We start from the raw sequence: 14,293 nt of genomic DNA, 5'->3' as shown, positions 1-14,293 counted from the left end.
CAGGTGGCTCATAGAGAGGAGCCCGCATCAGACGGGCGTCTCGAAGGATGACGGCGGCGAAGTCGCTCCCAAATGCGGTAGCCCTGCCGCAAGCGGGGCGAGCGAGCCCAACACCTACGTCGCGGGCGCGAGCTTGTCCTGGGTCTTGGTCTCGAAATCGCTGGCGTCGTGGCGTTCGTGGAGCTGGCTGGCGGGGTCGCCGGAGATGCGGTTGACCATGCGCCCGCGCTTCACGGCCGGACGCTTGGCGATCTGGTCGGTCCAGCGCTGCACGTTCTTGTAGTCCTGCACCGAAAGGAATTCGCCGGCGCCATAGACCAGCCCCTTGGCGAGCGCGCCGTACCAGGGCCACACCGCGATGTCGGCGATGGTGTAGTCCTTGCCCGCGAGATATTCGTTGTCGGCGAGGCGGCGGTCGAGCACGTCGAGCTGGCGTTTGACTTCCATCGCGAAACGATCGATGGCGTATTCGATCTTGAACGGCGCGTACGCATAGAAATGGCCGAAGCCGCCGCCGAGATACGGCGCGCTGCCCATCTGCCAGAACAGCCAGGACATCGCCTCGGTGCGTGTCTTGATGTCCTTCGGCAGGAAGGCGCCGAACTTCTCGGCGAGGTAGAACAGGATCGAGCCGGACTCGAACACGCGGATCGGCTCAGGCCCGGAGCGATCCATCAGTGCCGGGATTTTCGAGTTGGGGTTGATGTCGACGAAGCCGCTACCGAACTGATCACCGTTGCCGATCTTGATCAGCCAGGCGTCGTATTCAGCGCCCTTGTGGCCCAGGGCCAGGAGCTCCTCCAGCATCACCGTCACCTTCACCCCGTTCGGTGTCGCCAGCGAATAGAGCTGCAAGGGATGCTTGCCGACCGGCAGCTCCTTGTCGTGAGTCGGGCCGGCGATCGGGCGATTGATGCTGGCGAATTGTCCGCCATTCTCCTTGTTCCAGGTCCAGACTTTGGGCGGCACGTAGGCGGGGTCATCGGTCATGCGTGGGCTCCGGCGGAAAGATGCGTCTGCATTAATTAGCCCGCGAACGGCCTATGACAAGGCCCCGGAAATGCATTGCCCGGCGGGGCAACTCACCGTTTCGTCATGGCAAGCCGCCGCCTCCGCCATCATTCCGGGCAGCCCGAAAAGCGAGCCCGGAATCCATCGGGCCGCGGAATGCTGGAAAAAATGGATTCCGGGCTTCTCGCTGGCGCGAGCCCCGGAATGACGGCGTCACCTAAGACGCCACCGCCATCCCCTGCTCCGCCCGGTCCATCGCAAATCCCTCATATCCTTTCGCCGCGACCTCGTCGCAGATCCGCCGGTAGACGCCGACGCCGCCGATGTAAGGCATGAAGATGCGCGGCTTGCCCGGGATGTTGGCGCCCATGTACCAGGAATTGGCTTGCGGATAGAGCGTGCCGTGAGCGACCTCGTTGACATGGGTGACCCATCTCTCCTCGGCCTCCCTGCCTGCCTCCATGGTGGCGAGCCCCTGCTTGCGCATGTGATCGAGGCAATCGGCGATCCAGTCGACATGCTGCTCGATCGACACGATCATGTTCGACAGCACCGACGGGCTGCCGGGCCCGGTGATGATGAAGAGGTTTGGAAAACCCGCGCTCATCAGGCCGAGATAGGTTTTGGGTCCCTCGGCCCATTTCTGGTTCAGCGTTTGCCCGCCACGGCCCAGAATGTCGATCCTGGCGACCGAGCCGGTCATGGCGTCGAAGCCGGTCGCCAGCACCAGCGCATCGACCTCGTGGTCCTTCCCCGCGACGCGCACGACGTTTGCGGTGATCTCTTGAATCGGGTTGGTGTTGATGTCCACCAGCGAGACGTTCGGCCGGTTGAAGGTCGCGAAATAGTCGGTATCGACGCAGATGCGCTTGGTGCCGATCGGGTGGCTGCTCGGTTGAAGCAGCTTCGCGGTGTCAGGGTTCTGCACGATCTCGGCGATCTTGCCGCGCACGAAATCCGCCGCGGTGTCGTTCGCGGCCCGGTCGAGGCCGAGATTGTTATAGGCATACATGAATGTGAGCCCGCCGCGCTCCCAGCGCGCCGAATACTTGGCGCGCCTGACATCGTCATTGTCATCGAGCGCGCCACGATCCGGCTGCTCGGCATAGATGCCGTTGCGGGCGACCTCGCGGGCGAAGCGGCGGATCTCCGAATAGTTCTTGCGGAACGCGCCGCGTTCCTCATCGGTCAACGCGGCGTTGCGGGCGGGAACGGAGAAATTCGCGGTGCGCTGGAACACCGTGAGATGTTTCGCCTGCTCTGCGATGATGGGAGCCGACTGGATGCCCGATGATCCCGTGCCGATCAGGCCCACGCGCAGGCCCGTGAAGTCGACCTCTTCATGCGGCCAGTTGCCGGTGTGGTAGACGGGCCCCTTGAAGTTCTCCAGGCCCTCGATGTCCGGCTTGCGTGCGTTGGAGAGACAACCCGTGGCGAGCACGACGAATTTGGCTTCGACCGTCTTGCCGTCGGAGGTCGTCACCGACCAGCATGTCGCGCGCTCGTCGAATGCGGCACGCTGGACGCGGGTGTTGAACTGGATGTCGCGGCGCAGATCAAAGCGGTCGGCGACGTGGTTGGCATATTTCAGGATCTCTGGTTGCGGCGCGTAGCGTTCGCTCCAGTCCCATTCCTGCTGCAGCTCTTCGGAGAAGGAATAGGAATATTGCATGCTCTCGACATCGCAGCGCGCGCCGGGATAGCGGTTCCAGTACCATGTGCCGCCGACGCCGCCGCCCTGCTCGTAGACGCGGGCGGAGAAGCCGAGCCCGCGCAGGCGATGCAGCATGTACAGGCCGGCGAAGCCGGCACCGACGACGACCACGTCGTAGGCTTCGGCGGCGCGGGCCGGGTTCGATTGCGTTGACGACATTGGCGCTCCCTGATTTTTCTGTTGTTGTGCGCCAGCATTTGCTGTCGCTCTCGAAAGCGCAAGAGGCAAATCGGGCCGCTTATTTTGTGCAGCGGAATGGCTCATCCGCTTCGCGGCGCCTGCACGCAAGATGCGCCACCAAATCCTGCTTGGCATCGCGGATGGCGATGGGCTAGCGTCGAGCGCCTTCGCAAGCAAAGCAACAACAGCAACGCGACGGCTGCTGCCGGGAGAGGGCCATGAAATCGCCGATCTGCGACATGCTGGGCATCGAGTTCCCGCTGCTCGCTTTCAGCCATTGCCGCGACGTCGTTGCCGCCGTCAGCCGCGCCGGCGGCTTTGGCGTGCTGGGCGCGACCGTGCACACGCCGGAGACGCTCGAACGCGAGCTGATTTGGATCGATGCGCATGTCGATGGCAAGCCCTACGGCATCGACGTGCTGATCCCCGAGAACATCTCGACCGCGGGCGAGAAGGACGTCACCTGGAAGAGCCTGGAAGCGCGGGTACCGCAGGAGCATCGCAACTACACGCGCGATCTCCTGAAGAAGTACGACATCGAACTGACCACCACGGACGTCGCGGACGACCAACCGCAGCCGTTCGATGCCGAGACCGCGCTGGAACTGCTCGAAGTCTCTTTCCGTCATCCGATACGGCTGATCGCCAATGCGCTGGGCGTTCCGCCGAAGGCGATGATCGAGATGGGCAAGAGACACGGAGTGCCGGTCGCAGCGCTTGTCGGCGCCAAGGAGCACGCGCTGCGCCAGGTCGCGGCCGGCGTCGACATCCTCGTGGTGCAGGGCACCGAGGCCGGAGGCCATTGCGGCGAGGTCTCGACCATGGTGCTGGTGCCGGAGGTGATCAAGGCGATCAAGTCGATCCGCGACGTGCCGGTGCTCGCGGCCGGCGGCATCATGACCGGACGGCAGATGGCGGCCTGCATGGCGATGGGCGCGGCCGGCGCGTGGACCGGCTCGGTGTGGCTTGCGACCGTCGAGGCCGAGACCACTGAGATCTTTCGCGAGAAGATGATCGCTGCTTCCTCCCGCGACGCTGTGCGCTCGAAGGGCCGCACCGGAAAGCCGGCACGGCAGCTCCGCTCGGTCTGGACCGACGCCTGGGATCGCTCGCCGGAAAGCCCCGGAGCGCTGCCAATGCCGCTGCAAAGCATCATCAGCCGCGACGCCTTCAACTCCATCGACCGCGCGGCGGCGAGCGGGAATGCGAAAGCTCGCGATCTCGTCAGCTATTTCGTCGGCCAGGGCGTCGGCCTGATCGACAGCGTGAAATCGGCCGGCGCGGTGGTACAGGAGTTCAAGGAAGAGTTTGCCGAAGCCGTCGAGCATATGAATGCACTGGTGGCGGAATGATGGTGTAGACCCTCATGGTGAGGAGGCGCGCAAGCACCGTCTCGAACCATGAGAGCCCGCGGCCCATCCTTCGAGACGCCTGCCGCGCAGGCTCTCCTCAGGATGCGGTCGGAGAAATCTGAGAGAGTGAAAAGCAAGAACAATGACGACTGTTTCCCCTGACCGCATCCCCGTCATCGTCGGCGTCGGCGAGATCGTCGACCGCCCCAAGGAGATCACCGCAGGCCTCGAGCCACTCGACCTGCTCGAGCAGGCGCTGCGGCGGGCCGAGCAGGACGCCGGCACAAAGCTGCTCGGTGACGTGCAATCGCTCGACCTCGTCAATTTCCTGAGCTGGCGCTATCGCGATCCGGAGAGGCTTTTGGCGCAGCGGCTTGGGATCGCGCCTTCGCATTGTTATTACGGCCCCGTTGGCGGCGAGAGCCCGATCCGCTACATCCACGAGGCCGCAAAGCGCATTGCGCGCGGCGAATGCACTGTGGCGGCCGTATGCGGCGCGGAGGCGCAGTCGACCGCGACCAAGGCGGAGCGTGCGGGCGTCAAGCTGCCATGGACCCCGTTCGCCCACGACGTCGAGGAGCCCAAGCGCGGCGCGGCTTTCCAGAAGCCGCTGGCGGTCAAGCTCGGCGTATTCCGCCCCGTCACGGTCTATCCGTTCTATGAGGCGGCCTCCTCTGCCCATTGGGGACAGACGCCGCGCGAGGCCATGGCGGAGTCCGGTGTGCTGTGGTCGCGCTATTCGGAAGCCGCCGCGCAAAATCCGAATGCTTGGCTGAAGCGGCGCTATGGGCCCGAGGAGATCACGACGCCGACCGCCGACAACCGCTTGATCGCGTGGCCCTACAACAAGCTCATGGTTGCCAACCCGAGCGTCAATATGGGTGGCGCGCTGCTGCTCACCAGTCTTGCCAAGGCGCGTGAGGCCGGCATCGCCGAGGACAAGCTCGTCTACCCGCTCGGCGGCGCCTCGGCCGAAGAACCGCGCGATTATCTCCTGCGCGATCAGTTTTACGAGAGCCATCCGCAGAACGCGGTGCTGAACGCCGTGATGGACCTCGCCGGCGGCGACGGCAGAAAGTTCGATGCGATCGAGCTCTACAGCTGCTTTCCCTGCGTGCCCAAGATGGCGCGGCGGACGCTCGGCCTGGGCGCGGACGTGCAGCCGACCGTGACCGGCGGGCTTACCTTCTTCGGGGCGCCGCTCAACACCTACATGACGCATGCGGCCTGCGCGATGGTGCGGCGCCTGCGCGGCGGCGCCGGACTCGGCCTGCTCTACGGCCAGGGCGGCTTCGTCACCAAGCACCATGCCTTGGTGGTGTCGAAGAGCCCGCCGCGCGAGGCGCTGGCGCAGGAGACGAGCGTGCAAACGCAGGCGGATCGCAACAAGCGCGCGGTGCCGGAGTTCGTCACCGAGGCTGGAGGCAAAGGCAAGGTCGAGAGCTTTACGGTGCTCTATGGCCGCAGCGGCGATGTCGAGCACGGCGTGGTGATGCTGCGCACCGAAGATGACCGGCGCACGCTGGCGCGGATTCCGGCGACCGACGGCGCGACGCTGGCACGTCTGCTCAATATGGATCGCACGCCGGTCGGCTCACTCGGCGAGATCGCGATGGCCGCGGATGGCGTGCCGGAGTGGCGGGCGGCGTAGTTGGCCCTCGTGTCCCGGACGCGGTGCGGCATGTAATGCCGCTCCGCAGAGCCGGGCCCCAAAAAGGCAGCACGGCACAGAAGGAGAGATGGGTCCCGGCTCAGCAGCGCATCATTGCATGCTGCGCTGCGTCCGGGGCACGAGACCGTCTCAGCTTTTCGGCGCCTGCTTCTCCGACGCGGTTGTCGGCTTACTCTTGGCACCCGCGCCAACCACGCGCACCGCATCGCCATCCGACAGACCATCCGGCGGGGCGGTGATGACGCGATCGTCCGGCGCGATGCCCGACGCGAGCTCGATTTCGCGGCCGAGATCGCGCGCGATCGTGACCGGCTTGAACAGCACCTTGTCGTCGGACCCGACCGTCGCCACACGCAGGCCGCTGCCGTTGAAGATCAAGGCGCTGGCGGGGATGCTGAGCGGCGCGGAGTCACGCTGCAGGCTGAGCTTCACGCTGGCATAGCCGCCGGGCATCAACTCGCCTCTGGAATTGTCGAGCCCGAGCTGCATGCGCGTGGTGCCGGAGGCGACGTCGACGGCCTGCGAGGAAGCCTCCACAGTCGCCTGGAAAGTCCGATTGGGATATTCCGGCAGCGTGATGATCGCTCTGGCCCCGATTTTGATCGCCGGCACGTAGTTCTGCGGCACGTTGACGTAGACGCGCAGCTTGGTGATGTCCGAGATCACGAACATCGCCGGGCCCGAGCCGCCGCCGGCATTGATGAGCGCGCCGACGTCGGTGTCGCGCGCGGTGACGACGCCGTCGAACGGCGCTGTGATCTTCTTGTAGCCGGCGAGCGCTTCCAGGCGCTCGACATTGGCCTGCCCCGAATTGACGGCGGCCTTCTTGTTGGAGAGGTCGGCGGTGCGCTCGTCGATCTCCTGCGCGGAGACGAAGTTGGAGGCGACCAGCGTCTTGCGCCGGTTCAGCGTTGCCTCCGACAGCCTGGCGCTGGCCTGCTGGCTGGTAAGGTCGGCGCGGGCTTGCAGCAGCTGCTGATCGAGGTCGGGCGCCTCGATCTCGGCAATCACCTGGCCGGCCTTGACGCGGGCGCCGATGTCGGCACTCCAGCTCTTCAAATAGCCCGACACGCGCGCGAAGATAGGGGCGCGGTAGTAGGCTTCCAGCCGGCCCGGCAGGTCGATGGTGGCGTTGAGGTCCTTGGCATTGGGCAGCGTCACCGCCACGCTGGGAACGGCTTGGTCGTCAGTCCACTCTTTCAGCTTGGAGCCCTGCTCCTCGCGGGCACGGATGCCGGTGCCGACGACAAGGCCTGCCGCAATCAGCGCCACCACGCCGAAGATGCCCAGTTTCCGGTGCGACACCGGCGAGCGGGGTTCAGTGGGCGACATGCGGAGTCTCCAATGAGGCGGCGGGTCTGGCGCCTTGTTTCTTGTGAACCATGCTGAACACCACGGGAACAAACATCAGCGTGGCGAATGTTGCAAAGATCAGGCCGCCGATCACGGCGCGGCCCAGCGGCGCATTCTGCTCGCCGCCCTCACCCAACCCCAACGCCATCGGCGCCATGCCGATGATCATGGCAAGTGCGGTCATCAGCACGGGGCGGAACCGGACGAAGCCGGCTTCGAGCGCGGCGGCGACGGGATCGCCGAGTTCCTCGTAGCGCTCGCGGGCGAAGGAGATCACGAGCACGCTGTTGGCGGTGGCAACGCCCATGCACATGATGGCGCCGGTCAGCGCCGGCACCGACAGCGTGGTCTCGGTCACGAACAGCATCCAGACGATGCCGGCAAGCGCGGCCGGCAACGCGGTGATGATCACGAACGGGTCGGACCACGACTGGAAGTTCACGACGATCAGGAAGTAGATCAGCACGACGGCTCCGAGCAGGCCGAACAGGAGGCCGGTGAAGGCGCTGTTCATGGTCTGCACCTGGCCGAGCAGCACCACGGAAGAGCCCTTCGGCACATCCTTCGCGGTGTCGGCGATCAGCTGGCGGATATCGGCGGCGACCGCACCGAGATCGCGGCCCGAGGTCGTGGCAAAGATCTGCACCATCGACTGGATGTCGTATTGCGAGACGACCGCGCTCGACGTCGAGCGCTTGATGTCGGCGATGCCGCCGAGGATCGGCGACTGCGCATTGCCGGCCGCGGTGACCGGCAGGGTCTGCAGCGCGCTGAGCGAGTCGATCTGGTATTGCGGCGTCTGCATCACGATCGAGTAGGACACGCCGTTATCGGGATTGAGGTAGTAGGTCGGCGCCACCTGCGAGGAGCCGGCGAGATTGACCACGAGGCTGTTGGTGACGTCGCGTTCGGTGAGGCCGACATATTGCGCGCGGGTGCGGTCGACATCGATGTTGAAGGTCGGGTTGTTCGGCGACTGCTGGATGCGCGCATCGGCAACGCCGGGAATCTTGCGGACCTTCGCCAGCAGGCTGTTGGCATAGGCAAAATTCGCGCCGACATTGGCGCCGCGGATTTGCAGATCGATCGGCGCCGGCGCCCCGAAATTCAGGATCTGGCTGACGATGTCGGCGGGCAGGAACGCGAAGCTGACGCCGGGGAACAGCCGCGGCAGCTGCTCGCGCAGCACGCGGACATGCTCCTCGGTCGGCTTGTGGCCTTCCTTCAGCTTGATCTGAATGTCGCCGTCCTGAGGGCCGACCACGCCGGTGTTGTTGTAGGTCATGTTGATGCCGGAGATCGGCATGCCGATATTGTCGGTCATGGTCTCGATCTCGCCCGGAATCAGCTTGCGCACCGCCTTCTGCACGTCGGCGAGCTGATTGGCGGTCTCCTCGACGCGGGTGCCGACCTGGGTGCGGACATGCATCAGGATGTTGCCGGCATCGACGGCGGGGAAGAAGTTGCGCCCCAGGAACGGCACCAGCGCGAAGGACGCGCCGACGATGCAGATGAAACCGATGACGAACACCGCCCGGTGCGCCAGCGCAAGCCCGAGCAGGCCGCGATAGAAGCCGCGGATGCGCTCGAACCGTGCCTCGAAGCCGCGCTGGAACCAGACCAGAGGATTGCGCGACTTCGGCGGTCCATCCTCGTGATGGACGTGCGCCTGCAACAAATAGTTCGCCATGGTCGGCACCAGCGTGCGCGACAGGATGAACGACCAGATCATCGCGAACATCACCGCTTCGGCCATCGGCACGAACAGGAAGCGCGCGACGCCGGTGAGGAAGAACATCGGCACGAACACGATGCAGATGCAGAGCAGCGAGACGAAGGCCGGCGTCACGATCTGGTTGGCGCCGTCGAGGATGGACTGCTCGACCGGCTTGCCCTGCTCCAGATGGTAGTTGATGTTCTCGATCGTGACCGTGGCATCGTCGACGAGGATGCCGACCGCGAGCGCGAGGCCGCCGAGCGTCATGATGTTCAACGTCTCGCCGATCGCCGACAGCATGATGATGGCGCCCAGCACCGACAGCGGGATCGAGACCGCAATGATGATGGTCGAGCGCCAGCTGCCGAGGAACAGCAGGATCATGACGCTGGTGAGGAGCGCCGCGATCACGCCCTCGAAGGCCACACCTTGAATCGCGCCGCGGACGAACACCGACTGATCACCGATGAAACCGATCTTCAGTGCGTCGGGCAGCTGGTCCTTGACGTCAATGACCTTCTGCTTGATGCCGGCAATGATATCGAGCGTCGAGGTCGCGCCCGCCTTCAGCACCATCATCAGCACCGAGCGGTTGCCGTCGACATGGACGATGTTGGTCTGCGGCGGATTGCCGTCGCGCACCGTGGCGACGTCGCGCACATAGACCATGGCGCCGTTGACGGTCTTGATCGGCAGGTTACCGAGCTCGTCGATCCGGAGCGGCGAGTTGTTGAGCTGGATGTTGTACTCGAACTGGCCGATCTTCTGGGTGCCGACCGGTGTGATCAGGTTCTGGGCCGCCAGCGCATTGGCGACGTCCTGGCCCGAGAGGCCGCGGGCCTGGAGCGCTGTGGGGTTGAGGTCGATCTGGACCTGGCGCTGCTTGCCGCCGAACGGATAGGGAATCGCCGCGCCCGGCACCGTGACCAGGGGCGTACGAAGCTGGTTGATGCCGATATCGGCGAGATTTTGCTCGGTGAGCCCGTCGCCCGACAGGGCCACCTGAATGATCGGCACGGTGGAAGCCGAGTAGTTCAGGATCAAGGGGGGCGTCGCGCCCGGCGGCATCTGCTTGAGCAGCGTCTGCGAGATCGCAGTCACCTGGGCGTTGGCGGTGCGGATGTCGACGTTGGGCTGGAAGAAGAGCTTGATGATGCCAAAGCCGTTGTAGGAGTTGGCGACGATGTGCTCGATGTCATTGACCGTGGTCGTCAGCGCGCGCTGGAACGGCGTGGTGATGCGGCCGGACATCTGGTCCGGCGGCAGCCCGGTGTACTGCCAGACCACGCCGATGACGGGAATACGGATATCCGGGAAGATGTCGGTCGGGGTTCGCAGCGCCGCGAGCGGTCCGATGATCAGCAGCAGCAGCGCGAGCACGACGAACGTATAAGGCCGGCTCAGGGCAATACGGACCAGAGCAATCATGCGCCAGGCAATTCCAGGTCAAGCGAAATGAGGAATCCGCCCCCACGGCGACCCCCTTTTCCCCTTTACCTGAGCACCGTCGGAAACGCTAATTACCAGAACTATCCTGCATTCACTTCCCTGCTACCGCACTGCAAAACGGACATCGCAGCCATGCGGCCACGTGCCGCTAGGCGGCACGGACCGAGTCCAGGAACTTGCCGACTTCGAGCTTGAGGCGGTTGGAATCGCGCGACAGCATCTGCGCCGCAGTCAGCACCTGCGAGGAGGCCGAGCCGGTTTCGGAGGCGCCGCGTTGGACGTCGCCGACGTTGGACGAGACCTGCTGCGTTCCCCGCGCCGCCTGCTGAACGTTGCGGGCGATCTCCTGGGTCGCCGCGCCCTGCTGCTCCACGGCCGCTGCGATCGCCGAGGCGATCTCCGACAGACGCGCGATGGTGCCGCTGATCTCGCCGATGGCTCCGACTGAATCCTGCGTCGCCGACTGAATGCCGCCGACCTGCTGGCCGATCTCGCCCGTGGCCTTGGCCGTCTGCTCGGCAAGCGCCTTGACCTCGGAGGCGACCACCGCGAAGCCGCGACCGGCCTCGCCCGCCCGCGCCGCCTCGATCGTGGCATTGAGCGCCAGCAGGTTGGTCTGGCCGGCAATCGCATTGATGAGCTCGACGACGTCGCCGATCCGCGATGCGGCTCGCGACAATTCACTGACACGTTCGGTGGTAGCGTGGGCCTGACTGACCGCCTCGCTCGCGATCCTGCTGGAATCCTGCACCTGGCGGCCGATCTCGCGCACCGAGGACGACATCTCTTCGGCAGCCGAAGCTACCGAATGGACGTTGGTCGACGCTGCTTCCGAGCCGGTTGCGACCACCGTCGCCAATTCCTGCGCCCGACCGGCGGTCGAAGACAGCGTCGAGGCCGAAGCCTCGAGCTCGGTTGCCGCCGACGACACGGTCTCGACGATCTCGCCGATCGCGGCCTCGAAACCGTCGGCGAGCTTGGTCATGTCGGCCTTGCGCTGCGCCTCGGCCCGGCGCTGCACCGCCTGCACCTCGTCGCGGCTGAAGCGGACGATGGTTTGCACGGTCTGAAGGTTGCGCAGGGCCTCGCCGATCTCGTCGTCGCGCTCGATCACGATCCGGTTGTCGAGCTTGTCCTGCACGATGTTGACCAGAATGTCGTTGAGCTGCCGCATCGGCTCCTGGATCGCACGCATGGTCGCAAAGCCGGCGAAGCAGACGATGGCGGCGCCTACGGCGGCAAGCGCCGACAGGATCAGGCTGGCCGAGCCGCCGGTGGAGAGCGCGCCGCCGATGCCGAGCGCGAGCATGAACAGCGCCTGGAGCACCAGGGTCGTGACCAGGCGCGCCTTCAGCGTGCCGGTGAAGATGCTGAAGCGGTCGAGCCAGGAGCGGCGGCGGATGATGCCGGCGTCGATGCGATAGCCATGCGGCTTCTTCTCGCGGATGGCGGCGTAGACCTCTTCGGCGAGCTTGCGCTGGTCGGCCGGCAGTTTGGTGCGGATCGAGGTATAGCCCTTGACCTCGCCGTTCTCGCGGATCGGCGAGGCCGTCGCCAGCACCCAGTAGAAGTCGCCGTTCTTGCGGCGGTTCTTCACCGCGCCGAGCCACGGCTTGCCGCCCTTCAGCGTGTCCCACAGATTGTCGAACGCCTCCGGCGGCATGTCGGGATGGCGGACGATGTTGTGCGGCTGCCCCATGAGTTCCGCCGACGTGAAGCCGGCAGCGGCAATGAAGTCCTCATTGAAGTAGGTGAGCTTGCCCTTGAGATCGGTACGGGAGACGATCAGCGTCTCGTCGCTGACGGGATATTCGATCTGGGTGACAGGAAAATTCTTGCGCATCGAAGCCTCCGACGAACTGGGTTGCGTTCTTCCAAAAAATAGGACGGCCGCTGTTCGAGGCGTCTTCTACGATTCTCGTAAATCGAATTTAACTATTGATGAAACGAGCCCCCCGTATGTTTACGGGCACCAGCAGGTAATTCCCCGCGGAGGCGCGATCACCCCTACCATAAAGGAAATAAAACGGGCGGCGCGCTAGGCGCCGCCCGTTTGATGGGATGGGCTCTGCGCGCGATTTCACGCCGCGCGGACGTTGGTCAGGAACTTGCTGACCTCGGTCTTCAGCCGGTTCGAATCGTTCGATAGCATCTGCGCCGCCGACAGCACCTGCGATGAAGCCGTGCCGGTCTCGGTCGCGCCGCGCTGCACGTCGGTGATGTTCGACGACACCTGCTGCGTGCCCTGCGCGGCCTGTTGCACGTTGCGGGCGATTTCCTGCGTCGCCGCGCCCTGCTCTTCCACCGCCGCTGCAATCGCCGAAGAGATCTCCGACAGACGCTCGATGGTCGAGGAGATCTCCTTGATCGCGCCCACCGAGTCGTTGGTTGCCGCCTGGATGCCGGATATCTGCTGGCCGATCTCGCCGGTCGCCTTCGCGGTCTGCTCGGCGAGCGCCTTCACCTCGGAGGCGACCACGGCGAAGCCGCGACCGGCCTCGCCGGCACGTGCGGCTTCGATGGTGGCATTCAGCGCGAGCAGATTGGTCTGGCCAGCGATGGTGTTGATCAGCTCGACGACGTCGCCGATGCGCGCGGCGGCCTTGGAGAGCTCGCTGACGCGCTCGGTGGTGGCGCGCGCCTGGCCGACGGCATCGCCCGCCATCCGCGCCGATTCCTGCACCTGACGGCTGATCTCGCCGACCGACGAAGCCATCTCTTCCGTCGCCGAGGCGACCGATTGCACGTTGGTCGAGGCTTCCTCCGAAGCGGAGGCCACCGTGGTCGCCAGTTGCTGCGAGCGTTCGGCCGTACCCGTCAGGGTACTGGCCGACGCCTCGAGCTGGGTCGAGGCGGACGAGACCGTTCCGATAATCTGACCGACAGCGCCTTCGAAATCGTCTGCGAGCCTGATCATGTCTTGCTTGCGTTGCTCCGCATTCCGTCGCTCAGCCTCGACCTGTTCCGCCTTCAACCGCTCGACCTCGATCGCATTTGTCTTGAACACCTGAACCGCCTGGGCCATCTCGCCGATCTCGTCCTTGCGTTCGGTGCCCGAAACGACCACCGATGTGTCACCCTGCGCAAGAATCCCCATCTCCGTGGTGATGCGCTGGATTGGGTGGGTCACCGCGAACGCGACGCCGAAGGCGCCCACAAGCGATAGCAGCAGGGTGACGAGGCCACCGATCAGCATGGACAGAGTTGCGTTGCTGGACGCAGCGTCGGCAGCCGCGGCCCGCACCGACAACAACGACCGCTCTTCCTTGTCCATCTCCTGCACCACGGCGCGCAAGCCATCCATCGCTTTCTTGCCGGCGCCGGATGCTTCGAGCTCGCGGGCCTTTGCCTGAGTTGCCGGATCCTTCATCAGCGCGATTTCGCGCTGCGCGATGTTGGTCGCCCAGTCACTCGCGAACGCCCTGACTTGATCAAGGCGCTTCTGCTGCGTCGCGTTATCCGAGGTCAGGCTGCCGACCTTGGCCGCCGCCGCCTGAAACTGTTTTTGCCCGGCCTCATAGGGGGCGAGAAAGCCCGCATCGCCCGACACGAGATAGCCGCGAACACCGGTTTCCTGATTGACCATGGCGCTGACAAGGCCGGAAAGCTGCTCAAGCACCTCATAGGTATGAACGGTCATTTTCGCCGTCGAGCTCATCACGCTCAGCGAATTGTAGATTGCCCCGGTGCTGCCGGCGACGACGAGACAGATCGCGACAAACACCGCAGAAACCTTGATGGAAATGCGCAGATTATTGATCCAGGACATCAGATACCCCAAGCTTGCCGGTGCACCAATTGCTCATCGGGCGCACAGCTTCCCCGAGTTGCGCACGAAGTTCGGC

8 protein-coding genes are annotated in these 14,293 nt (G+C 64.9%); 2 read left to right on the top strand and 6 right to left on the bottom strand.

The features are described 5' to 3' along the window. Positions 1–114: 114 nt before the first annotated feature. On the bottom strand, positions 115–990 hold the full coding sequence (gene yghU, locus ABIG06_RS24025; protein ID WP_370138845.1) for a glutathione-dependent disulfide-bond oxidoreductase: 876 nt from the start codon (positions 988–990) through the stop codon (positions 115–117). A 238-nt stretch (positions 991–1,228) separates the two neighbouring features. Then, positions 1,229–2,884: a flavin-containing monooxygenase gene (locus ABIG06_RS24020; protein WP_370138844.1), complete on the bottom strand. Its 1,656-nt coding sequence runs from the start codon at positions 2,882–2,884 to the stop codon at positions 1,229–1,231. A gap of 239 nt (positions 2,885–3,123) precedes the next feature. On the opposite strand from ABIG06_RS24020, the gene ABIG06_RS24015 reads away from it, so the two are divergent. Further along, positions 3,124–4,257 (top strand): nitronate monooxygenase, encoded by a 1,134-nt coding sequence (locus ABIG06_RS24015; RefSeq protein ID WP_370138843.1) that lies wholly within the window; start codon positions 3,124–3,126, stop codon positions 4,255–4,257. Between the two features lie 142 nt (positions 4,258–4,399). Further along, positions 4,400–5,908 carry an acetyl-CoA acetyltransferase gene (locus tag ABIG06_RS24010; RefSeq protein WP_124160705.1) on the top strand — a complete coding sequence of 503 codons (1,509 nt, stop codon included), beginning with the start codon at positions 4,400–4,402 and terminating at the stop codon, positions 5,906–5,908. 150 nt (positions 5,909–6,058) lie between these two features. On the opposite strand, the gene ABIG06_RS24005 is transcribed toward ABIG06_RS24010, so the two are convergent. From ABIG06_RS24005 to ABIG06_RS23990, 4 genes are all read right to left on the bottom strand, one after another. Beyond that, the gene (locus ABIG06_RS24005) at positions 6,059–7,261 is read right to left on the bottom strand and encodes an efflux RND transporter periplasmic adaptor subunit (RefSeq protein WP_124160704.1); all 1,203 of its coding nucleotides are present in this window, start codon (positions 7,259–7,261) and stop codon (positions 6,059–6,061) included. After that, a complete protein-coding gene (locus tag ABIG06_RS24000) occupies positions 7,248–10,427 on the bottom strand; it encodes an efflux RND transporter permease subunit (RefSeq protein ID WP_370138842.1) in 3,180 nt (1,059 codons plus the stop codon). The genes ABIG06_RS24005 and ABIG06_RS24000 overlap by 14 nt, the downstream gene beginning before the upstream one ends. A 169-nt stretch (positions 10,428–10,596) precedes the next feature. Further along, positions 10,597–12,291, bottom strand: a complete 1,695-nt coding sequence (locus ABIG06_RS23995) for a methyl-accepting chemotaxis protein (protein ID WP_370138841.1) — start codon at positions 12,289–12,291, stop codon at positions 10,597–10,599. A gap of 237 nt (positions 12,292–12,528) precedes the next feature. Further along, a complete protein-coding gene (locus ABIG06_RS23990) occupies positions 12,529–14,217 on the bottom strand; it encodes a methyl-accepting chemotaxis protein (RefSeq protein ID WP_370138840.1) in 1,689 nt (562 codons plus the stop codon). Positions 14,218–14,293 lie beyond the last annotated feature (76 nt).

The organism is Bradyrhizobium sp. USDA 326, assembly GCF_049739485.1.
Classification (GTDB): domain Bacteria; phylum Pseudomonadota; class Alphaproteobacteria; order Rhizobiales; family Xanthobacteraceae; genus Bradyrhizobium.
The sequence above is the reverse complement of the archived record's forward strand: the minus strand, read 5'-3'. Positions and strand labels throughout refer to the sequence as shown.